Below are 21,888 nucleotides of genomic sequence, written 5' to 3'. Positions count from 1 at the left end.
TGAGGCAAATTCCCGTAATACTTTTTTATTTAAGCAAAACAAAAAATGTTTCAAGGGGGGTCTAAAAGAAAAAATATAAAAAAAATAAATAATGCATCGGATGTTAATGCGAGGTTTTTTGTTCTCTCGTATTTTTTGTTTTCAAAAGACCGGAATTCAACAACTTTTTCATATAATTTAATCAGCAAGCGAACAGTCCTTCGAGGTTTTCAGGGGCTGTTTTTTAATTTGTAAGGAGAATACAAAAATGAAAAAAACAAGGAAAGAAATAAAAAAGGGCGCGAAGAAATTTTTTGCGTCTTTTCTCCTCGTGGCCACATTGGTGTGGTCATTGGGTTTGCAGTTCTTGGTTCTCGTGCCGGCGGCGAGGGCGGCTTCGACTTTTACTTTTTCAACCCAGGGAATGCCAACCCAGATGCCCGGTTCTCCGATACCGGCAAGTTCAGTAGCGACTGCTATGTTAAGAGTCGGCGTAACCGCGTCGCAAGCCGGTCAAACTTTAACTTCAGTTACTGTGAATTTCAGCGGTACGGGGTTTGGCACTTCTGACTTGGCGGCGATTGCCACTAATAATACTTCAGGCGTTGCTTTATACGATGATGCCGGAGGCGGAAATACCGGCATGTTTGGTGCGGGAGATGCGGTTGTAACTTTGGGAGGATCTCCGGCCTGGTCTTCCAGCAGCATCACTTTAACGCCGGCTACTCCGGTGGCGTTAGCTAATGGGACCGAAACATTTTTCTATGTGGTAATTAAAACATCAGGCACTATTGCCGATGATGATCGTATTATTGCCGCTATTCCGGCGACTACTGGCGTGGTTACTTCTGACGGAAATAATGGCGCTTCCACTTTCACTACCAATGATTTGAAGGCGGACACCGCTCCTGCGACGATCGTAAAAGCCACCGGAGCTTCAGGCTCTGCTGCTGTGAATGTAAGGTTCAGTAAGTCGGTGCAAAAATCAGGCGGTGGAAGTTTGGTTGCGGCTTCGTTTACTTTTATCGACAATGGAACAACAGGCGGACACACGATTTCAAGCGTTACTCATAATCCCGGAATGGAATTTGCGACCGTTACTTTAAATGGAAATTTGGATTCTGGCGATTTTGCGGATGGCGGAAATGGTATAAGTACGATCGCCGCGGCAAATAATGCCATTGTCGATATGGGTGGAAATGTGGTAGGCACTTTAGCCGTCAATTTAACCAATGCGCCTACGATTACCACTACCAATATTCCTTCAACTACAGTTGGAACGGTTTATAATACCACTACTCCTTTGGTAGCTTTGGAGGCGACTGGCGGTGCCACAGGCACATACACATGGGCTGCGGCTGATCAATACGCCATCGACGTTTTGGCAAGTCTTAGTTTGACGCTCGTGGCAAGCGGAGCTGATGGCGGCAAAATAACGGGTACCGTTGCCAATGCGCCGGGAAGCTACACAATAAGAATCAAGGTTACGGATAGCGCGGTAGATGGAGAGAAAATGTTCCAGATCAACGTCGCGCCTTCCGGCGGCGGAGGAATTCCCGGGATTAACATGGTGACTCCAGGAGGCGGAGCAAAAGGCTCTTCTCCTTTTACTGTTACGATAACCGGTTCAAATACTCATTTTACAGCTTCAAGCACAGTGCAATTCTTGCTTAGCGGTACTAGTACTAACGACACAAATGCGACAGCTGGTACGGTCAGCTCCACTGGTGCTACTAATTTAAGTTTCCCAGTCACAATCACGGCTGATGCCACAGATGGAAGTCGCGATGTCAGAGTCACGACAGGCGGCGAAGTCGTGACAATGCCGAATGGCTTCGGTGTATATTCAAGTTCTGGAAGCGGTCTGAGCTTGTTTGTTCCGTCGAACAATGCCACTAATATTCCTATTCCGCCAAACTTCAATTTCGGCCCTTCAAACAATGCCACATTTAATAGTTATAGACTGACTGTAAATACCGCTTCTGATTTTACTGGTACCACGGTTTGGGATTACACTTTTCCCAAAACCGCGAGTCATTGCAATGCTTCAAGCTGCAACGTAAACTATGGGGCGGGACAATACCTGATCTTGACACAACCAGCTCCTCTTAATCCGAATACTGCTTATTATTGGCGCGTAAAGACCTATGCGGAACTAATGTCTACTATAACTTCTGCGAACGTGGGGAGTTTAACTGCATTGGAAACAACCGGCACCAGCGGTTTTACGACCGTCACAGCCGCTTCCGATACGATGCCGCCAAACATCATGCACCGCCCTATTTTCCAGGCGGCGGCCAGCACCAATCTTGATGTCATTGTCCGCGTAATGGATAATTTTGCCAACGCTTCTTCAACGCCGGCTCTATCCAGCAAGCTTTATTACTGCGCCGGATCCGGATGTACTCCGACATACGTGAGCGATTCCAATCATAATGGCTCACACTTGGGAGGAGGATTTTATAGACATGTGATTCCATCCGCAACAGTTGGAGCGGCAAATACTATAGTGAGGTATTACCTCGAAGCTACTGACGAAACAAATACCCAGCAGATGAAAGATATGAGCGGTAATCCGTTCCAATTGACCTCTGTTACTGCAGGAAACAGCACCAATATCATGGGAAACATAAAAGATTCAGCCACTCCTACGCCGAACAATCTTGCAGGCGCTTATATTTTTGCCGAAGGCACCGGATTCCTCTCGGCGGCAACAGGCGCTGACGGCAATTTCACCATTGGCGCTGGTAAATTATTTGCCGGCACCTATGATCTGGTTGCTTTTAAAGAAGGTTTTGCTGATCGTATGATGAATGGAATTCCCGCGGGCGCTTCCGGCATTAACTTTCAGCTCGGACAGGGCGGGGGAGGAGGCTTTGGAGGCGATCTCACCAATCCGCGCATAAAATGGAACGGACCAATGGATGGATCAACTGGAATTCCTGGCGGAGATACTAATTTCAAGATTTTTGCAGCATTTAACAAAGAAATGAGTCAGACTTCCATTACGGCCGCCGGAAATATGACGGTCAATGAAGTCAATATGTCCACCGGTGAGTTGACCAATATCACGAGCACCAAAGGCGCTTGGGCATATTATACTACTCCGCCATCCGCGCCGTTGCCTCCGGATTCAAATCTGGCCGTCTGGTCATTTACGGGCGGAAACACTTTTGGCGACAATAAGAATATTGCGGTAAAGATCACTCCCAATGTGACAGATACGGCAGGCAACGCGATCCAGGGCAATCAGTCCGATGGAAGCTATGTATTTTTCTTTACGACAGGTTCGACTGCGACATTTTCCGGAGGAGTTCTGCAAGGCGGTGGAACTTTCGGATCAGGCGCGTTTGTGCCTCCGCATGTGAACGGAGTAATGCCCGCTCCCGGTTCGTTTGACGTGCCGCTTAACATGAAAATCGTCATCAATTTCTCTGATCCGATGGCGGATGACGGGGGAGGATATCTCTTAAAGAACAATGTGAAATTATATACTGTAAGCGGCACCACGGAAACGGATGTTTCTTCAAGCGCGATTAGCACCGTCTCTCTTGATAACGCCAAGATGGTTTCCACGGTCACTTTGGCGGCGGGCTATAACTCCGGAACTTTTGCCGCCAGCACATCTTATCGTTTGAAGGTCCTGGGCGGGGCAAAGGCTGCGAATGGCATGACCATCGCTCCTCCCGATCAGGCATCCTTCCCAATGTTCATGTCGGATTTCAAAACCGGCACCACGTCTGATATTATCGCACCTACGGTATTGGGAACATATCCTGACAATGGCGCCACTGCCGTGCCGGTCAATATTGGGGCGATAAGCATGAGCTTCAGCAAGGATATGGATGTTTCGACCATCACCACTTCCACGGTTTATGTTTCTATCGGCTCGACGGCGATCAATGGCACGATGGATTACAGAGGGCTGGACCGGCAAGCTTATTTCATACCGAAATCAGTGCTAAATCCGAATACGACTTACACGATAAATGTTACTACGGGCGTAACCGGAATTAACGGATTTGCCATAGCCACTGCGGTGGCGCGAAATTTCACCACCGGTGCGGCGGATTCCTCTGTGCCGACAGTCACTTTTATGAACGCTGATGATTATGCCGCTGCAATTTCATTCTCCGAGCCCATGAATTCTGCAAAAGCCACGGATTCGCTTAATTGGGCGGCCAGTGTTATAAATCCGTCTAATTACGCCACGGTGAAATACGGGACGGCTGTATTCGATCCGGCAATTGCGGGAACCGCAGTGCCTCTGACCAGCGCCACCTTCAAGTATGATTCTGTTACCAACACCGTAATGATCGAAGGATTGAATCTTAGCGTTGCAGCGGGGCAGGAATTATATGTAGCCCTCGGCACTGGCGCTAAAGATTTGTCTGGTACGGCCATGGGAGGAACCGGAAATTCCGCCCGCGCTACGATCCAAAACAGCATGACCACCAAAGGCGCTCTAGGGCCAATGGCCATGGGAGGAAGCGCGTTTGATAATGGCGGAGGATTCGTGCCGACCAATTTCTCTTCAAGCACATTCGGGTTTGCGCCGCCGATCATGGTGAAGCCATTCAACATGATGGCCGGGCAGACCACGATTTTCGGAGTCGATCTTCCGATCTCCAGCCAAATTCCGGCGGGCGGATCGATCGTTCTCACTTTCCCGAGCGGTTTTGACGTAACGAATGCCAAGCAAGATGTTAACAGTCCGATGAGAACGGATCTGAACGGTCCCGGCACAGGCGCACCGACATTCAAATGCGCAACTGCCGGAGCTCCGACAGGCGCTTCCTGTTCGGGAACTCTCAATGCCGACGACACCGGAACGGCCCAGGGAGGACTTGCAGGTGACGGCGTAGTGGTTAACACTTCGGCCAGAACGGTAACCATCTATCTTTCGGCGGCTACAAATGTCACGGGCTTTGATTTCTTAAGAATCGATGTAGCCAGCATAAAGAACTCGACCGTGCCGAAAGGATTTGACACTTCGGGCTACACCGTCGACATCAAGACTAAGTCAGCCGACGGTTCAACCGTTATTGAATCATTAACGTCGCAGCCATTCTTTATTCAGTCCGGCGGAAGCAACACTTTGCAGGGCACGATCACCGCGGGCAGCGCCAACGCCGGCACGATGAATGTTTTCCTGATGTCGCCAATGACAGGTCCCATGGAAGCCGCGTCTGCTACTTTCAGCGGCGGTTCGGCAGCTTATAGTTTCCCCAATTTGCCCAGCGGAGATTACATGCTATTCACCGATCAAACCATTACTTTGGACGGAGCGGATTATCTTGGCAAATCTATGCCGGAAATGGTGCGCGTTACATCAACTCCTACGACCTATGACTTTACTCTCACGAGCGCTTCAAGCGGAACGGCGGTTACAGTGAATATCACGGGTCCGGCCAATACGCCATTGGATGTTTTTGCCGGTTCGTCTACCGGATTCAGGGTCAAACAAATAACGTTGAACGGAGGAGGATCCGGATCCGCCACTTTGTATCTTTCCGACGGACAGTGGTTCGTGGGAACCGGCCCTCAAATGCCCAAAGGCCCGATGTCCGGTCCGCCTCCAACGCCGAATTATCTTCCTCCTCAGCCCGTGAATGTGAATGTGAGCGGAGCGACGGTTACGGAAAATAATGGAACGGCGAATGATGGAACGATAGCGTTTACCTTAACCTCTTCCGATAAGACGATCAAAGGCGTGGTGAAAGACGGATCCGACAAAGTCATCGCGAATGCCGAAGTATACGGCTATTCGCCAACCGGCGGATTCGGAACCCATGCTCAGGCCGATTCGAGCGGTAATTTCACTTTGAACGTAGTTGATGGCAGTTATGTGGTTGGCGCGTTTGTGCCGGGCATGCCTTCTTCGAAAGAAGTGTCGGTAGTTGTAAACAGCGATACGACCAAAGGCGGACATGCAACCAATTATCTCTACATCGATGGAGCGTCTGTTGGAATCGCTCCCGCTACGGCGTTAACGACTTTCGTTCTGAAGCTCGCTAAACCGGATTATACGATTTCCGGCAAGGTAATCGACGGAACCAACGTCGTGCAGGGTGCCTCAGTGTATGCTTATCGCACCGATGGTCCGGGAAATGCCAATGCCATGACCGATAATTCCGGAAATTATACATTGTATGTTTCCGCCGGCACCTGGAGAGCGGGATCATTCCTGCCGCAATACGGACAGCTGGCAGAACAAACGGTGACCATCACCACTTCAAGCGCTTCAAATATTAATTTCTCGCCTTCCCTGACCGGAACCGGAAATTTCTATACGATCCAAGGCCGGGTGTACAAAGACGCGAATGGAAGCTCAAGTTATAACAACGGAGAAGAGCTGTCTAACGTGTTTGTGAAACTGATGGGAAACGGAACCTTTAATGAAACAATAAGCGGAGTGGACGGAACATACAGCTTTAAGGCGCCGGAAGGAAACGGATATGTGATCAAGGCATTTGCTCCGAATATCGGCGAATTGCTGCCGCTCGCTTCGTTCAATGTTGCGGGAAATATCAGCAATAAAGATATAACGGTTGGCGCCACGAGAACAATCACATTCACATTCTCCTCAAGCGTTTCGGAAGCGTTCATTGAGGTTTTCAATAACACCGGAGTCGGGAATAAGATGAGGATCACGAATAAAACGACGGCTACGATGTCTCTTCCCGACGGATCGTATACGGTTAGAGTTGATGTTCCCGGCATGCCCAAATCCGCCTTGACCATTGCCGCGACGGATGGTAATACGACTTATAATAGTTCATCTGAATTGTTGACTGTAAATAGTGATGAAGGTCTCACGGTGACCTTGCCTACGCTGCGAACAGTGTCCGGCACCGTGACAGATGGCACCAACAATCTCCAGAATGCCTGGGTTGAGATCGGCGATCCGACAACGGGCGTGCACTTCGGGACCTCGACCAATGCCAGCGGAGCCTTCTCCTTGCAAGTCGTAAACTCCTCTTCGGACTATTTTGTGCAGGCCATGAAACCGGGTTATGTCAGTGATCTGGCCAATATTACGGTAAATACCGGTGTGACCGACGGAAACCTGGCCAGCGGAACTTACACGCTTGCCGCAACTTCCTTAACCATTCAGGGACAAATTAAGATCGGTGCAACCGGGGCTGCTAACGCTTTTGTCCGAGCTGAAAAACAAGGAGGCGGATTTGCCGGAACGCAAGCCGATACTAGCGGTAACTATACTTTATATGTTACTGCCGGAAGCTGGAAAGTGTATGGCGTAGCAGAGGGCTATGCGGAAGCAGCTTATACCTCAAACCCGATCGCGATTACGACTGCATCCGTAACAGGAAAGGACATCACTTTGACGACTCAGGTGACTCTTTCAGCGCCTAAATCCAAACCGATAACACCGGCCAGCGGAGGAACTCTTGAAGACACCACTGCGGGCGTGAAGATTACGGTTCCCGCGAACGCGCTCGGCAGCTCGACATCCGCCGGAAATATACAGTCGAAAGAAACGAACAATGTCCGCCAGACAAGTTCATCTAAACCGGTAAAGAAGTATGATTCCGCCACTGGAACCTATATCAATGCGGCCAAAGAAATAAAGGCATCCGACTCCGATGGCAATCCCATCACAAATTTGAATGATTCCGTAACTGTGGAAATGACCTACAGCAAAGCGGAAATGGCCGCGACTCCGTCAGGCAGTGATGCCTCTATCAATACCAAAGCGGAAGCGGACATGCTCAAAATGTCCTATTGGGATGAGACCAATTCAAACTGGGTAACTTTGCCAAGCACCATCACATACAAAGATGCCAGCGGAACAGTAATGGATTCCAGTACTGCAGGCCTGACTCCTTCCGACACGTTGTCCAATGTGTCCACGGTCCTTATCTCCGCTCCTACAAGCCACTTCTCGCTTTATGCGCCCACTTCATCCACAACCGGAGCGCCTTCAACTCCGTCGGGACTGTCAGCGACTGCAGCAAGCTCAAGCTCGATCAATCTCTCCTGGACCGTGACAAGCGGCGCGACGAGCTATGACATCTATCGTAGCGCTTCTTCCGGCGGAACATTCGCAAGGATTGGAAGCGAGCCCACGGTTTCATCCGGGTCCACCACTTCCTACACTGATACCGGACTTTCCGCATCGACCCCGTATTATTACAAGATAACAGCCCTGAATTCCTCAGGTGAATCCTTGCCTTCAAGCGAAGTTACAGCTACGACTTCAGCAGCTGCTGCTCCTGCCGGTGGTGGTGGAGTGTCAGCTCCGGCTATAACGGCGGTGACTGGCGCTTCGATCTCAGTTGCAGGAGGTGCGGCAAGCACGGCTGGTGCGGCTGTCACATTGACACTCACGGCCACGAACGCGACGCATATGGCGATTTCCAACACTTCCAATTTCGATGGAGTAAGCTGGGAAACATTTGCGACATCAAAGGGATGGACATTGACTTCCGGAAACGGAACGAAAACCGTATATGCCAAATTTAAAGACTCGGCCGGTGTTCAGTCATCTGTAATTTCTGATTCGATAACTTTAGGTGAAGCTGCAACTCCAATCACCGAGACTCCGACAACCGAAACTCCCGCAGTCTCGACTCCGACCACTGAGCCTGAAGGGACATTGTTCAAATATTCCGATTCCCCGAAGGTATATGTTGTGAAGAACGGGAACCAGGTCTGGATCCAGACGCTTGAAGAGTTCAATGCAGGAGGATATAAATGGTCTGACGTGAAGGTTGTTTCTGCAACTGTAGTGAAGACTGTCGGATCCGTAACGCTTCTCAGGGCTGAAGGGGATAACAAAGTTTATGTCATCCACAACAACACTAGAAAGCATGTGAAGTCCGCGGCCGAATTCAATGCCGCCGGCTACAAATGGTCCGATGTGAAAGTAGTAAGCGTTGCCGAGCTTGGCACTTATGCGGAAGGAACTCCGGTCGAAGAATCGACAAGGGTTGCTACAATCACCGCCACCACTCTCCGCATCCGCTCTGTGAATAGTACCACCGGAAAAGTATTGGGCTTTGTAAAAAAGAACGAAAACTATTCCGTTCTTGAAGAGAATAACGGCTGGTATAAGATCACCACTCCTTCCGGAAAGACAGGCTGGATCCTGGGTTCATACACTTCTGTTGCCGGCGCATCTGCAACTGTTGAACCGGCGCCTTCTGCAACAGGAACCTTGATCATAACCACGAAGTGGTTAAGGGTGAGGTCTGTAAATTCCACCCTTGGAAAAACCCTAGCATTTACCAAAGAAGGCGAGACGTATGACATTCTGGGCGAAAGTGGAAATTGGTTCAAGATCAAAACCGCAAAGGGAATTGAAGGATGGGTTTCAAAGGATTACGCGAAGAAACAATAGATCCATAGGTTCAGTTCAGATAAAAACAACCCCGCAATAAAAGCGGGGATTGTTTTTATATTTATATTCAGAACCGACGTGATTGGAAAATATTTAAGGAGCTAAGCTCCTTCTTGCTTTATCCGAACTTTAAAAAAACTCTGCTTTTTCCAGCAGAGGATCAGATTATTAATATTTCTCCGTTTTTCACTTCGACGGTTTGTCCGGACAGGACTAGCGTGTTTTTTGGTATCTCATATACTCTTTCCGTTCCCTTGTCGTTTGGCGGTTTTCTGAGCCAGACGCGGCTTATTCCGTTGAATCTCTCGCTGTTGCTTTCTGCAATAAATATCCCGTCTTTGAGAGGTGCCGGAACGCCAAGACTGTTTCTGCCGGCTATTTCGGCTATCTGCTGAATATTGGCTATGGCCAGCATGGATATGATCGAAACTGAGACCACTATCATCATCGGATCAAAGTTCGAGCCGTAGGAAAATACTCCCATTGTCGTTATGATAGCGACTCCTGATAGAGTGGTGCATATAAGAAGTCCGACCAATGTCGTATGCGGTTTGATCCTATTTTTCCCGATATTCAGAAGCAAGGCCATCATCGATACTATCCCAACGATTCCGGACACATAGAAATACAAATCGAATTGACTCATAGACATACTTGTTCCTCCTTAATCATAACTCCAAATCGGGAGCCATAATTAACACTATATCCTATCAGAAATCCGGAAAATGTCAAGTGCGCTGTTTTTGCTTTAGTATTATTTTTAAGCTATAATATGAAGGTAAACATCATAAAAAATACCCCATATATGTCAAGAAGAAAAAGGAAAAATAACAGTTTTCTGGAACCGAAGCTGGAACTTCCCAGGATCAGCATAAGCGATAAAATAAAAAGAGATATACTCGGAATTTTTATATTTTCATTTTCAGTGATAATAATTCTCAGTTTTTTCGATCTGTCCGGAAGTCTGGGAGAAGGGATCAATAGGATAACGAAATTGCTGTTCGGATATGGCTATGTACTGTTTCCTTTTGCGCTTATAGCTTGGGGCTGGAAAATAATACGGTCAGAGGAAGACGAGAATGAACGCGCGAGCGAAGCTTCGATCTTCGGAGTCGCGATGATGCTGGTTTCCATCGTTTCTTTCTTTCATGTGTTCTATGATCCGGGAGAAATGTTCAGTGTTGCGAAGGCGGGAGACGGAACGGGAGGAGGGTATATAGGCGCAATTTTCGCATGGCTTTTTGTCAGTCTTGCAGGGTCTTCCGGGGCTATAGTCGTGATCGCAATGTTCTTTCTGGTCTCGATCCTCATAGCGTTCAATGCTTCGCTTTCCGATATATTGAAAAAATTTCTGGCGAAAAAACCGAAAGAAAAAGTTCAGGTGAAGGAGAAAGAAGAAGTATCCGAGGTGGAGGAAGTGAAAGACATAAAGATCAACGTATCCGGACATGAAGAGAAAAAATCCGGTATTCTGGCTTCGATCGCTGAAAGATTCAGATCGAAAAAGAAAGAAGAGCCGATAGTGGAAGAGATTCAGGAAGATTCAGGATTCTCCGTGAAGCCTGTTGAAGTTCCCGGTGAAGCGGAAGATGTTCCTCAGGAAGCGGAAAATTCAGTTAAAGACGAGGAAGGAGATTCGGCTGGCAATGACGAAACGATAGAAGAGATCGAGGAGAAACCAAGAAGACCGAAAAAGATCGGAAGCTGGAAACTTCCATCCGTGAATATTCTTGATGGAGTGGACAGCGAGCCTACGAGCGGGGACATAAAGGCGAATTCGAATATCATAAAAAGGACTCTGGCGAATTTCGGTATCGCGGTGGACATGGCGGATGTGAACGTCGGTCCGACCGTCACTCAATACACACTGAAGCCTGCGGTGGGAATAAAACTCAGCAGGATAACCGGTTTGCAAAATGACCTTGCGCTGGCTCTTGCGGCAAGATCGCTCCGAATCGAGGCTCCGATCCCCGGAAAATCCCTGGTCGGCATCGAGATCCCGAATCAGGCTGTGGCAATGGTGAGGCTAAAAAGTATTCTGAATTCGAAAGAGTTCCATAACAGAAAATCAAATCTGAGCATTATTCTCGGTCGCGATGTTTCAGGAACTCCTATCATCGCAAATTTGGCCAAGATGCCGCATCTTATGATCGCCGGAGCGACGGGGAGCGGAAAGACGGTCTGCGTCAACACTCTGATCACCGGACTGTTGTTCCAGAATTCTCCCGAGACCATCAAGTTTATCATGGTCGATCCCAAGAGGGTCGAACTCACTTCATATAATGAGATCCCGCATCTTCTGACTCCGGTCATAACGGATCCGGATAAGGCCATAAATGCCCTCAAGTGGTCGATCGGAGAAATGGACAACAGATATGAACTTCTCAGCCACATCGGATGCAGGAACATCGAATCCTATAATAATGCGGTTATTACGAAATATACTCAGCTGGATGTCCTTCCATATATCGTGATCGTCATTGACGAGCTCGCCGATCTTATGGCGACGCACGGACGGGAAATGGAAGCCACGGTCGTCCGTCTTGCCCAGATGGCGAGAGCTGTCGGCATACACCTTGTTCTTTCGACGCAGAGGCCTTCTGTTGAGGTCATAACCGGACTTATCAAGGCGAACATAACGACCAGGATCGCGTTCCAGGTCGCAAGCCAGATCGATTCAAGGACTATTCTCGACATGGGCGGCGCCGAGAAGCTCCTCGGAAGCGGAGACATGCTGTATCTGTCCAATGAATCGAATAAGCCCAGAAGGATCCAGGGAGTTTTCGTTTCTGAAGAAGAGGTCAATAAGGTTTCGGAATACCTGAAGAGCCAGAAAGAAGGAGAGGTCGAATATAACGAAGAGGTGACCGCGAGCAAGAAAAGCAAGCTGGGATTCGATTCGGAAAGCGAAGATTCGGAAAGCGAAGACGACCGTTTTGACGAAGCGGTTGAAGTCGTAAGGAGCGCGGGAAAGGCTTCGGCATCGCTTCTTCAGCGGAGGATGAGCGTGGGTTATGCAAGAGCCGCGCGGCTGCTCGATCTCATGGAAGACAAAGGCATAATCGGGCCGGGAGAGGGAGCAAAACCCAGAGAGGTCTATGCCGATAATACAATTTCGCAAGAGGATGCTTCAACGGATGGGAATGGAAATTTAGTTGAAGAAGAGAATTCACAAGAATCATATTAATTTATGCTAGGAAAATTCAAGACAAAAAAAGTCGTAGAAAGCGTAACTGTAGGGGAGTGTTTCAAGTCCAAAAGAGAAGAGATGGGGATCACAGTGCATGATCTTGGAGCAAAGTTGAAGATCAAACCCGAATATATCGAAAGCATAGAGAACGACGATTATGGCAATCTTCCGCCGGAAGTCTATGTGAAGGGATTTATCAGGGCTTATGCTGAATTTGTGGGTTTTGATGCTTCGAAGATGGTAAATATGTTCAAGAGAGAAGTGACTGTGAACGATAAGATCGAAAAAGCGCCGAAAGAAACCCCGAAAAAAGCAAAATACGACTCGAACTATCCTATTGTCACTCCGAGGGTGGTCACTGTTTTTTTCAGCGCGATCATCGTCGTTGTGGTCGGATACTATTTGTGGCATCAGATCAGTTCGTTCAGTTCAAAGCCGTACCTTCTTGTGAAAAGCCCTTCGGAGAATGCTATCGTCGAAAATCCCGAGATTTCAGTTGAAGGAGAGACTGAGAAGGAGGTCTCCATCGAGATAAACGGCCAGAGTGTTTATGTCAGCGCGGACGGAAAGTTCAAGGAGATCATATCGCTTCAGCCGGGGAGGAATCAGATCACCGTCGAAGCAAAGAACAGGTTTGAAAAATCCACCAAAGAGGATATTGATGTTGTGTATCAGAAAAAGATCGATGCTGTTCCACAAGACTATTTGAAAAATAATATCGAAGGATAATATTAAATAATTTCGAATATTAAATTGTAACCAATAAAAAAATATGGCAAAAGAAGAAAAAAAGAAGCTGGCGGAAGAAAAGAAGTCGACAGAAGAAAAAGACAAGAAAGACAAGATCATCAATGACACGCTTGATGAAATAAAGGGCAGGTTCGGAGAAGGGTCCATCATGAAGCTTGGAGAAGCAAGGACCATGGATATCGATTTTATTCCGACAGGATCGATCTCGCTGGATATAGCTCTCGGCGGAGGGATCCCGAAAGGAAGGATAATCGAGGTGTATGGTCCGGAAGCCAGCGGAAAGACAACGCTGACACTGCATGTCATCGCGGAGCTCCAGAAAAAGAAAGGCATAGCGGCGTTTGTGGATGCGGAGCATGCTCTTGATCCGGAATATGCCAAAAGGATAGGCGTCAAGATAAACGATCTTATCATCTCGCAGCCGGACAGCGGAGAGCAGGCTCTCGAGATCGTTGAAGCTCTGGTCAGGTCCGGCGCAGTGGATCTGATCGTGATCGACTCGGTGGCGGCGCTGACTCCGAAAGCGGAGATCGAAGGTGAGATGGGCGACTCTCATATGGGTCTTCAGGCCCGCCTCATGAGCCAGGCGCTCAGGAAACTCACCAGCATCGTCCACAAATCGAATGCCACCGTTATTTTCATAAACCAGATCAGGATGAAGATCGGAGTCGTATTCGGAAATCCCGAAACGACGACCGGAGGGAACGCGCTCAAATTCTATTCTTCGGTGAGGATAGAAGTGAGAAGGTCCGCCCAAATAAAGCAGGGCGACAATGTGATCGGAAGCAGGGTCAAGGCCAAAGTGGTCAAGAACAAGATCGCTCCTCCATTCAAGATCGCCGAATTCGATCTGATGCACAACGAGGGGATAGCATATTTCGGAGACGTTCTGAACACAGCGGTAAAATACAATATAGTTTCCAAGGGCGGCGCCTGGTATAACTACGGATCCGAAAAACTCGGACAGGGATATGAAGCAAGCAGGAAATACCTCAAAGAAAATCCAAAGCTGACGAGTGAGCTGGTCGCCGGAATATACAAAGCCGTAAAAGAAGAAGTGAAGAATGCGGCATTGTAAAAAAAGTTTTCACATAAACAAAACAGCCCCTGATCGGGCTGTTTTGTTTATTTTATAGATCGCGCTTCTTACTTTGAAATATAAGGAAGCAGACCTATGAATCTCGCTCTTTTAATCGCGTTTGCAACCAATCTCTGGTGCTTTGTGCAAGCTCCGGTCTTCTTGGGTTGCATGATCTTAGCTCTCTGATTGATGAATCTTCGGAGCGTCTGAGGATCCTTGTAGTCCACATTCCTTTCTCTTTCGATGCAGAAAAGGCAATGCTTTTTCGGTACATTTATCTCTCTCTGGTTGTTGTTCATTCTCATTTATTTGGCTTAAAGTGTGTTTAAATGTTTCTGTCTCGTTCAAGCTTAGAACGGGATGTCTTCGATCTTTATCTCTTCTTCGCTCTCGTTCTGGCTTGGCTTGGGAGCATCTTCGGGCTTCGCTTTTTCGCTTGTCTTGGCCGGGCTCTTTGCGTCATCGCCCTGCGGAGCGGAATATCCGCCTTTTTGTCCCGCTCTAGGGCCCATCTGCATATTTTCGGCGATTATTTCCGTCCTTGATCTTTTCACACCATCCTGTCCGTCCCATGTCCTGGTTTCGAGGCGTCCTTCGAACATGACAAGCTGTCCCTTGGTGAGATATTGGCCGCAAATGTCGGCTAATTTTCCCCAGGCTACAATGTTGTGGAATTCAGTCTTTTCCTGTTTTCCTCCGCTGTTCGAATTCCAGACCCTGTTGGTCGCGACTCCGATCGAGGCGACATTCTGGCCGCTGGGAGTCGTTCTCACTTCCGGATCTTTGGTCACTCTTCCAATGATTATAGCTTTATTAAAGTTCATGTGTTTGAATGAATTGTTAAACTGTTGTATTGCTCCGTTGCTGTCGATCATTATCGCATCGCCTTTCGGCAACAGGATAATGCAGCGATGCAGTAATGTGAATAATACAATTCTATAACAAAATGATGAAAGCGTTGCTATAGATCATATATGATATAAATACCGTATCTGCCGTTTATATCATCGTATCTTCGAGGATCTCATCAAGCTTGTCTTCAAGGTCTTCCAGCTTGATCTTCTTTTTCCTCTTTCCGCTGTCTTTCTTTTTCTCTTCTTTAGGTTCTTCTTCGGACTCTTCGGACTTTTCCTCCTTAGGAGCTGTCTTTTCTTTCTTCACTTCTTTCTTTTCCTTCTTGGGAGCTTTCTCTTCTTCTTTTTCTTTCTTCACTTCTTTCTTTTCCTTCTCTTTTTTGGCCTCAACTTCTTCTTTTTCTTCCTTCTTTTCTTCTTTCGGAGCAGCTTCTTCTTTGACTTCTTCCTTTGCTTCTTCTTTCTTCATTTCTTTAAACACCGGTTTTTCGATCCTTGCTTCCTTCTTTTCTTCTCTGGCTTCTCTTTCTTCTTTCTCTCTGTCCTTTTCTTCTTTTTCCTGCTCGGCTCTTTTTCTTGCGAACAGTTTATGAAGCAGGGCGAGCTCATCCACGGTCATAGGATCAGCTTGGACGATGATGTATCTAAGGACGGTGTTGTTGAGAGCGAGATATCTGTCGATCTTATGAACGTCCGCTCCCTCGATACTGAAATTAATAAGGCAATAGAAACCGATCTTATTCTTTTTGATGGGATAAGCAAGTTTCTTTTTTACTATAGTGAGGCCTTTCAATTCCTCGGTTTCTTCCTCTCTTGAAGCTTCCGCTTTTACGAGGAATGGGTGGTCAACGAGAGTTACAAGCATTTTAGCGCCCAATTTTTCGATATTCTCTCTTATATCCTTGAAATTATCGGCAATTTCCTTGCTTGTGAGGCTTGAGGGCAGAATGTACAAGACTTCGTAATTTGTCATTTTTCTTTGATTAAATTTGATTGATTAAAAGTTCACCGAACACAATAAAAACAGATATACATGGACCTTTGGACGTATAAAGTATGTCATATACGCCATATATCTAAGTGTTTTTATGTTAGCACGGGCTTTTCTTTTTGGCAAGAGCAAAAGTTGAATTAAGCCCTTATTGACACGTGATTATATTTATGATATAATATAAATACATTTTGCGTGATTTTATTTGCGTGAAACGAACAAAGCGAATGAAATCCGGAGGATTGAAATATGAAGTTGTATGGAACGTCTAAAGAAAATATGTTAAGACTTGTCGGCTTTATGATCGTGGCGGCAGTGGCTTTGCCTGTGATTGCGGGTTTGATCCAATTTGATCACATAAAACGATATAAAGTGATCTCTGAGATCATTCCGGCGGTCGCATTGATAGTTGTGACCTACATGCCGCCCCTAAGGAGTAGAACATAAAAGAATCAGTTGCCTGCAGAACTCTGAACGAACAGATTATGCAGGTTTTTGTTTTGGCAAAATGATCATTTCACGCGAAGTTTCATGTATTCTTTGATAACATGCATTGTGTATGGTTCCACTGGCAGTTTCAGGGCCTCCTGCAAACCGGTCCAGATAAACTCTTGCCCTTCGGAGTTAAGCGTGACCTCTGCAGAATCTGTTTCGCAGGCAAAATCAAAGAAAATAAAGTGTTTCTTTTTCCAGCACTCATCACCGAAAATAAACTCCTGGAAGCAGATAAATTCTATGTCGCGTATATCCATTCCGGTTTCCTCCTTGACCTCTCTTTTCACTGTGTCCGGCATTTTTTCTCCCAGTTCGATGTGGCCTCCGGGAATGACATATTTATCTTTCCACTTATAGGATCTCATCAAAAATATCTGTCCTTTTGGATTAAAGATCAGCGCGCCGCATGTCGGTTCGGGATATATTTGTTCGCTCATGTGGATTTGTTAATGGATAAATATTGAAAAGCCAAGTCTATGTTCTTTGAGAAATTATTCGATACATCAAAGTACGGAATATCATATTTATTGCATTCTTTTTTTATAAAGGCGCTATAATCGGTCATTTCTGCAATTAATTGCATAAGCTCCTCGTTCGATGAGTTCTTTGTCCAATTATTTATGGGACCAGGATTTTGTTTTATCTCTTCCATTTTGATTGAAGGGTCGGCGGACGCATAACCGAGAAAACAAGAAATAATTTGGTTCGGATATTCTTTTGAAAGCCTGCTTGCAAGTTCCGGCAATATTTTGTCTCCCTCAACGATATAGTCCGGTTCAATTTCTGTGATATTTCTGATCATTGATTCCAGCTGAGGCTGAATCTTCATTGCAGCATCAAAAGAAGGTTTGTTGTGCAGTGTTCGATCGATGGCGCTGACAAGATAATCAATGCAAAAGTAGGGGATACTTTTTCCAGTCAGCAGTCTTTTTGAGAGAATTGTTTTGCCACTCCGCGCAGCTCCTCCGATGAGATATATCATATGAATTATTATTTTAACAATACCTTATAAAAGTCATAGGAGTAAGCCCCGTAGTAGTTAATCGTTAGGGAACATTATTCGAGCGAATTCCACATAAGACGAAAAGCCATTCTCAACATTTGGCTTATTTCTTTGCTTTCTATTATAACTCCCATGAAGTTCTCTTTATAAGATATGAGAGCTATTTTATTACCGTATATCTCAGTGTCTCCGTCGAATCGAAAGTCGGAGTTATTAACTATTTTGATCTCGCGAAGCTCTCTTGCCGCATTTTTTTGCCATTCATCGGTTATTTTTGATCTCAGTGCGATTACTTCTATCCTTATTTTTCTTTTGATTCTCTCTTTAATATACCACTCTGAAAAATCTTTGGGAATAAGTTTGTAAAAATCGGTAAGTCCAGTATAGCTCAAAAGCGTATCGCCTGGCGTAAGACTGTCCAAAGTATCCCGATATAGAGCTTTTGCTCCACCCCCTCCTTCATAAAAAGTTATCCTTGGTTTGGAGGGGATAGTGTTTTGCATGGCTCTCAGTTCAGGCAGGGATTTTTCGATTGTGCCCATTTTTTCTTCCAGACTTGTCTTGATTAGAGAGGGGTCTTCTATGAAGAAGAATCCCTTTTTGTTTTTAACAGATTTCTTTACCAGGCCGTCGATTATCAATTCCGGAAGGATATTATAAACCGTAGTCCGTTTGATGCCGGCTTTTTTCGCGATCTCTATTACCGAGGCTTCTCCCAGCTCCAAAATGGCTAAATATATCTTAGTTTTTTTTCTCGAGAAGCCGACAGTTTGCAAAATATTTTCTATATTCATGCTCATCGTTGATTAAAAATGTCTACTATTTTAGACAACATAAAAGTATAGCGCATGGAGCAAAAATGTCAAGCAAACAAAGGATTTTTGGCCATTATTATAAAAAATAGCCCATGAGGATTTAATTTTTATTGAAATTAAGACAAATATTATAGAAGTGGTATGTTAAACAGTCACGATACAAAGGTCATTCGTGGCTTACACAAACAAAGGAGGAAAACAAATGAAGAAAAGACAACTGTTTAATTTAATGAAGAATACCGCAGAGGATATCGATAAATATCTGATTGAAAAGCTTGAAGAACTAGAAAAAGAAGACAGGCTATTGCATGAGTCAGTGTCTCGTCTGGTTAGTTTAAGGAGAAATAAGCCAAAGTTGCGCGCTACATTAGGCAGGCTGATCTATGAATATTGCGGTGGTAAAAACTGGCACGATATTCTTCCGTTGCTTGGTTTTATGGAATTATCAACCATCTCTACGTATGTGCTTGATGATATCATTGATAGTCAACCAGAGAGAGAAGGAAAAATTGCTACACATGAAGAATTCGGCCTAAATTACGGGATTATCGCCGGAAGTTTGCAGGCATTTATCTCTATCAAGCTGTTATCGGATTTAAAGATCAAGGATTGTTCCAAATTAAAAATATTAACTCTGGCAAACCAAATGTGGGAAATTCTGTGGGTAGGCGAAGGAATAAACGAGGATATGAAGGATGACACAACAGCTGCAAAATATATCGAAAGATGTTATAAGATTTGCGGGGTGATGTTTGAAACTATGGCTAAGACGTCTGCCATAGCAGCGGATTCCAGTGATCGCGAGGTCGAACAGTTTGGCGAGATAGGAAGGGTATTCGGGACTGGCGTAATGGCGAGAAACGATCTAACGTGTTTTTTGCCGGAAGAAATCATGCGCAAAAACTCTAAGGCACTATCGAGGATTTCTTTCGAAGACGTAAGAAAGGGAATATGGACATACCCGATCATCTGTGCAATGGAAAAAGAAGAGAGTGATAAAGCTCAAATAAGAAAATTGCTGGGCAATAAAAAAGCTTCAGGGGAAGAGCTGCTGGATCTGACTAAAACATTGATCCGGCTCGGGTGCATTGATGAAACACTGGACTTGATCACTTCATATAAATTGAAAGGCCTGGATCGTGTTGATAGATTAAACGAATCCGATCCCAAAGCGTATCTCGTTGAACTATTTGAACTTTTGGAAAATACGAGAGAATATGTAAAGGAACTTTAAATTGGATAAAAAGAAAATCTAAAACAAAATAACCCTGCAGTAAACTGCAGGGCATTTTTAATACACTTGCAGGACTTGCATCATAGAAACACATCATTTTTGGGATTAAACTTAGGAGAGCAAATCAAAAGATATCTCAGTTTGCCAATAATATTATAGGGCGTATTCTTTGGTACAAATATCAAATCATTTTGACTGATGTTACTTTCCTCATCGTTTATAATGAACATTCCTTCACCGTCTAGAATAAAATAAATTCTATCTTCCCCGATGCACTTAAGTTTTCCGTGAGCTCCATTAATCTCAACCAGAGCGGCGCTAAAATAAGAATTTATTTTATATTCATTTATGATCATTGGACCTATTATTTTCTGAATCGTTCTTTGGTTTTTTATTATCATGTTATATTTATAATTTCATTAATGACATCTCATAGCTGTGGTAATCTAATAGAACGAAAATAATCCTATGCTGCTCAAACTATTTGAATCAAATATTGGTAAGTATCTCATCTATCTTTTCTGAGAAATCATTTGATACATCGAAATACGGAAAGAGGGTTTGTTGTGCAGTGTTCGATCGATGGCGCTGACAAGATAATCAATGCAAAAGTAGGGGATACTTTTTCCAGTCAGCAGTCTTTTTGAAAGATTTGTTTTGCCACTCCGCGCTGCACCCCCGATGAGATATAGCATATGTATGATATTAATGATTTGGACGCGTTTTTCATGTCCAGAGCAGGTTCGCTGCTCCTCAGCTTTGATGTGAAAAGTTTTTTGCATAATTACCCTTCACCTCAACGTCAACCTTATCGTCAACAATATTGACCACTGCGTGCGTTTCGCTTGCTAATCCATTGTCGCCCTCATTTTCAACCAAAGACTGGATCGTGAAATAGGGGATACCGTCATGAGAGTCTTTCTTGTCCCAATGCAAGTGGCTGTTGAAAACCGCAATAACTTTTTTTGATTCGGAGACTATGTGCCTGATCTCTTTTCTGTTTTCAATAAGGCAGTATTCAGGTTTTTTTTCAAACCATGGGTTTCCCGTCAGGTCCTGGTCGGCTAATCCATGATGGACGAAAACAACGCATTTTCTGTCCGTCGAATCCAGATCCTTCTGAAGCCATTCCTTTTGTTCATCCGAGATCCTGATCGTTTCATCTTTCGATGCCCTCGAAAATAGAACGATGAAATGAAGATTGCCGGAATCAAATGAATAGTATAGCTTTTCATAATGAAACAATTCCGCCAGATCTTTTTCTGAAATGTTCCTAAGATCATGGTTTCCGGCAGCATAATAGACAGGACACTTCAACTTTTTCAGCAACTTTACGATGTAGCCGACATTATTCCTGTCATTGGCCTCATTGTCGTCCTCGACCAGATCTCCGAGGACAACCGTGAATTCAGGTTTTACATTCCCATTCATTTCCTCGACAAAATCGTCCAAAAATATTTTCACATCCTTGTTTATTTTGCGAAGAATGCCCCTGAAGCGGCCTTCCGGGCCCAGATGAATATCGGTTAATATGGCGAATTTCGTCATAAGTTTATTTTTATCTTATCAATTGAAGTAACTAAGTCAGGAATGGACTTATCTATATACTCAAACACCTTCAACAATCGATTGGATAGCGGACCGGCTGAGCCGGGCGGATTGATCCTGATCGAAGTTTTTTCATTCTTGCATATTTCATTATACAACATGACTTCTTTGTTGAATTTCTCCCGTACCCAGTCTCGGTGGGATTCATCCATGGCAATGATGATGTCGCTTCGTGCCAATATTTCTTTTGATATTTGGGTTCTTTTGTGCCGCGATGCATCTATTCCCATTTCATCCAATTTGCCAATGTGATCCATGCAAAATGAGCTGGTGTCGCTTGTCGCATTTGTCCCGCAAGAGGAAACCTCGATGTCATGCCGGTTGTTATTTTCCAGCCAGTTTCTCAAAAGATATTCGGCCATCAGGCTTCGGCCTATGTTATCGGTGCAAACAAATAATAGCTTAATCGTTCTGTTATTCATAAAGGCGTATGACGATATTTAATGAATATTACACTTGCAAAGAAATTTATGGTTCAAGCCTGGCTGCTCGCCTCGCTGTCAGCCTCCGGCGAAGCGGGCCGG

At 45.4% G+C, this 21,888-nt stretch carries 16 protein-coding genes; 6 read left to right on the top strand and 10 right to left on the bottom strand.

Annotated elements, in window-relative coordinates; translation table 11 throughout:
• Positions 1-247: 247 nt before the first annotated feature.
• Positions 248-9,343: an Ig-like domain-containing protein gene (locus WC788_00900; protein MFA6096167.1), complete on the top strand. Its 9,096-nt coding sequence runs from the start codon at positions 248-250 to the stop codon at positions 9,341-9,343.
• Positions 9,344-9,503: 160 nt separating this feature from the next.
• On the opposite strand, the gene WC788_00895 is transcribed toward WC788_00900, so the two are convergent.
• On the bottom strand, positions 9,504-9,995 hold the full coding sequence (locus WC788_00895) for a hypothetical protein (protein MFA6096166.1): 492 nt from the start codon (positions 9,993-9,995) through the stop codon (positions 9,504-9,506).
• Between the two features lie 120 nt (positions 9,996-10,115).
• Between WC788_00895 and WC788_00890 the strand changes: the two genes are divergently transcribed.
• Genes WC788_00890 through recA form a run of 3 tightly spaced genes read left to right on the top strand, consistent with a single transcriptional unit; the run spans position 10,116 to position 14,361 of the window.
• Positions 10,116-12,530, top strand: coding sequence for a DNA translocase FtsK 4TM domain-containing protein (locus WC788_00890; protein ID MFA6096165.1), 2,415 nt, complete (start codon positions 10,116-10,118; stop codon positions 12,528-12,530).
• 3 nt (positions 12,531-12,533) lie between these two features.
• A complete protein-coding gene (locus WC788_00885; protein ID MFA6096164.1) occupies positions 12,534-13,262 on the top strand; it encodes a helix-turn-helix domain-containing protein in 729 nt (242 codons plus the stop codon).
• A gap of 43 nt (positions 13,263-13,305) precedes the next feature.
• A complete protein-coding gene (gene recA, locus WC788_00880) occupies positions 13,306-14,361 on the top strand; it encodes a recombinase RecA (GenBank protein ID MFA6096163.1) in 1,056 nt (351 codons plus the stop codon).
• Between the two features lie 68 nt (positions 14,362-14,429).
• Here the strand turns inward: recA and rpsR are convergent, their stop codons facing one another.
• The 3 genes from rpsR to rpsF all read right to left on the bottom strand — a co-directional run bounded on the left by rpsR (position 14,430) and on the right by rpsF (position 16,191).
• Positions 14,430-14,669, bottom strand: a complete 240-nt coding sequence (gene rpsR / locus WC788_00875; protein ID MFA6096162.1) for a 30S ribosomal protein S18 — start codon at positions 14,667-14,669, stop codon at positions 14,430-14,432.
• Between the two features lie 45 nt (positions 14,670-14,714).
• Positions 14,715-15,188: a single-stranded DNA-binding protein gene (locus WC788_00870; GenBank protein ID MFA6096161.1), complete on the bottom strand. Its 474-nt coding sequence runs from the start codon at positions 15,186-15,188 to the stop codon at positions 14,715-14,717.
• A gap of 175 nt (positions 15,189-15,363) precedes the next feature.
• Positions 15,364-16,191, bottom strand: a complete 828-nt coding sequence (gene rpsF, locus WC788_00865; GenBank protein ID MFA6096160.1) for a 30S ribosomal protein S6 — start codon at positions 16,189-16,191, stop codon at positions 15,364-15,366.
• A 267-nt stretch (positions 16,192-16,458) separates the two neighbouring features.
• On the opposite strand from rpsF, the gene WC788_00860 reads away from it, so the two are divergent.
• A complete protein-coding gene (locus WC788_00860) occupies positions 16,459-16,656 on the top strand; it encodes a hypothetical protein (protein MFA6096159.1) in 198 nt (65 codons plus the stop codon).
• A 65-nt stretch (positions 16,657-16,721) separates the two neighbouring features.
• On the opposite strand, the gene WC788_00855 is transcribed toward WC788_00860, so the two are convergent.
• The 3 genes from WC788_00855 to WC788_00845 form a co-directional block, all read right to left on the bottom strand.
• Positions 16,722-17,141 (bottom strand): NUDIX domain-containing protein, encoded by a 420-nt coding sequence (locus WC788_00855; GenBank protein ID MFA6096158.1) that lies wholly within the window; start codon positions 17,139-17,141, stop codon positions 16,722-16,724.
• Positions 17,138-17,686, bottom strand: a complete 549-nt coding sequence (locus WC788_00850; GenBank protein ID MFA6096157.1) for a hypothetical protein — start codon at positions 17,684-17,686, stop codon at positions 17,138-17,140. The genes WC788_00855 and WC788_00850 overlap by 4 nt, the downstream gene beginning before the upstream one ends.
• Before the next feature lie 74 nt (positions 17,687-17,760).
• Positions 17,761-18,501 carry a helix-turn-helix domain-containing protein gene (locus WC788_00845; GenBank protein ID MFA6096156.1) on the bottom strand — a complete coding sequence of 247 codons (741 nt, stop codon included), beginning with the start codon at positions 18,499-18,501 and terminating at the stop codon, positions 17,761-17,763.
• Between the two features lie 223 nt (positions 18,502-18,724).
• On the opposite strand from WC788_00845, the gene WC788_00840 reads away from it, so the two are divergent.
• The gene (locus WC788_00840) at positions 18,725-19,756 is read left to right on the top strand and encodes a polyprenyl synthetase family protein (protein ID MFA6096155.1); all 1,032 of its coding nucleotides are present in this window, start codon (positions 18,725-18,727) and stop codon (positions 19,754-19,756) included.
• Between the two features lie 80 nt (positions 19,757-19,836).
• Here the strand turns inward: WC788_00840 and WC788_00835 are convergent, their stop codons facing one another.
• From WC788_00835 to WC788_00825, 3 genes are all read right to left on the bottom strand, one after another.
• Positions 19,837-20,157, bottom strand: a complete 321-nt coding sequence (locus WC788_00835) for a hypothetical protein (GenBank protein MFA6096154.1) — start codon at positions 20,155-20,157, stop codon at positions 19,837-19,839.
• Between the two features lie 352 nt (positions 20,158-20,509).
• A complete protein-coding gene (locus tag WC788_00830; GenBank protein MFA6096153.1) occupies positions 20,510-21,304 on the bottom strand; it encodes a metallophosphoesterase in 795 nt (264 codons plus the stop codon).
• The gene (locus tag WC788_00825) at positions 21,301-21,786 is read right to left on the bottom strand and encodes a hypothetical protein (protein MFA6096152.1); all 486 of its coding nucleotides are present in this window, start codon (positions 21,784-21,786) and stop codon (positions 21,301-21,303) included. Before WC788_00825 ends, WC788_00830 begins: the two co-directional genes overlap by 4 nt.
• Positions 21,787-21,888: the final 102 nt, after the last annotated feature.

Source organism: Candidatus Paceibacterota bacterium, from assembly GCA_041661265.1.
Classification (GTDB): domain Bacteria; phylum Patescibacteriota; class Minisyncoccia; order JAHIHE01; family JAGLIN01; genus JBAZUT01.
The sequence above is the reverse complement of the archived record's forward strand: the minus strand, read 5'-3'. Positions and strand labels throughout refer to the sequence as shown.

What these genes read in the sequence shown, in the direction of transcription:
- WC788_00845 (MFA6096156.1), bottom strand. Translation starts at nt 18,501, where the DNA reads ATGAATATAGAAAATATTTTGCAAACTGTCGGCTTCTCGAGAAAAAAA.
- WC788_00835 (MFA6096154.1), bottom strand. Translation starts at nt 20,157, where the DNA reads ATGATAATAAAAAACCAAAGAACGATTCAGAAAATAATAGGTCCAATG.
- WC788_00825 (MFA6096152.1), bottom strand. Translation starts at nt 21,786, where the DNA reads ATGAATAACAGAACGATTAAGCTATTATTTGTTTGCACCGATAACATA.
- WC788_00840 (MFA6096155.1), top strand. Translation starts at nt 18,725, where the DNA reads ATGAAGAAAAGACAACTGTTTAATTTAATGAAGAATACCGCAGAGGAT.
- recA (MFA6096163.1), top strand. Translation starts at nt 13,306, where the DNA reads ATGGCAAAAGAAGAAAAAAAGAAGCTGGCGGAAGAAAAGAAGTCGACA.
- WC788_00890 (MFA6096165.1), top strand. Translation starts at nt 10,116, where the DNA reads ATGAAGGTAAACATCATAAAAAATACCCCATATATGTCAAGAAGAAAA.
- WC788_00850 (MFA6096157.1), bottom strand. Translation starts at nt 17,686, where the DNA reads ATGATATATCTCATCGGAGGAGCTGCGCGGAGTGGCAAAACAATTCTC.
- WC788_00885 (MFA6096164.1), top strand. Translation starts at nt 12,534, where the DNA reads ATGCTAGGAAAATTCAAGACAAAAAAAGTCGTAGAAAGCGTAACTGTA.
- WC788_00895 (MFA6096166.1), bottom strand. Translation starts at nt 9,995, where the DNA reads ATGTCTATGAGTCAATTCGATTTGTATTTCTATGTGTCCGGAATCGTT.
- rpsF (MFA6096160.1), bottom strand. Translation starts at nt 16,191, where the DNA reads ATGACAAATTACGAAGTCTTGTACATTCTGCCCTCAAGCCTCACAAGC.
- WC788_00830 (MFA6096153.1), bottom strand. Translation starts at nt 21,304, where the DNA reads ATGACGAAATTCGCCATATTAACCGATATTCATCTGGGCCCGGAAGGC.
- WC788_00900 (MFA6096167.1), top strand. Translation starts at nt 248, where the DNA reads ATGAAAAAAACAAGGAAAGAAATAAAAAAGGGCGCGAAGAAATTTTTT.
- rpsR (MFA6096162.1), bottom strand. Translation starts at nt 14,669, where the DNA reads ATGAGAATGAACAACAACCAGAGAGAGATAAATGTACCGAAAAAGCAT.
- WC788_00870 (MFA6096161.1), bottom strand. Translation starts at nt 15,188, where the DNA reads ATGAACTTTAATAAAGCTATAATCATTGGAAGAGTGACCAAAGATCCG.
- WC788_00855 (MFA6096158.1), bottom strand. Translation starts at nt 17,141, where the DNA reads ATGAGCGAACAAATATATCCCGAACCGACATGCGGCGCGCTGATCTTT.
- WC788_00860 (MFA6096159.1), top strand. Translation starts at nt 16,459, where the DNA reads ATGAAGTTGTATGGAACGTCTAAAGAAAATATGTTAAGACTTGTCGGC.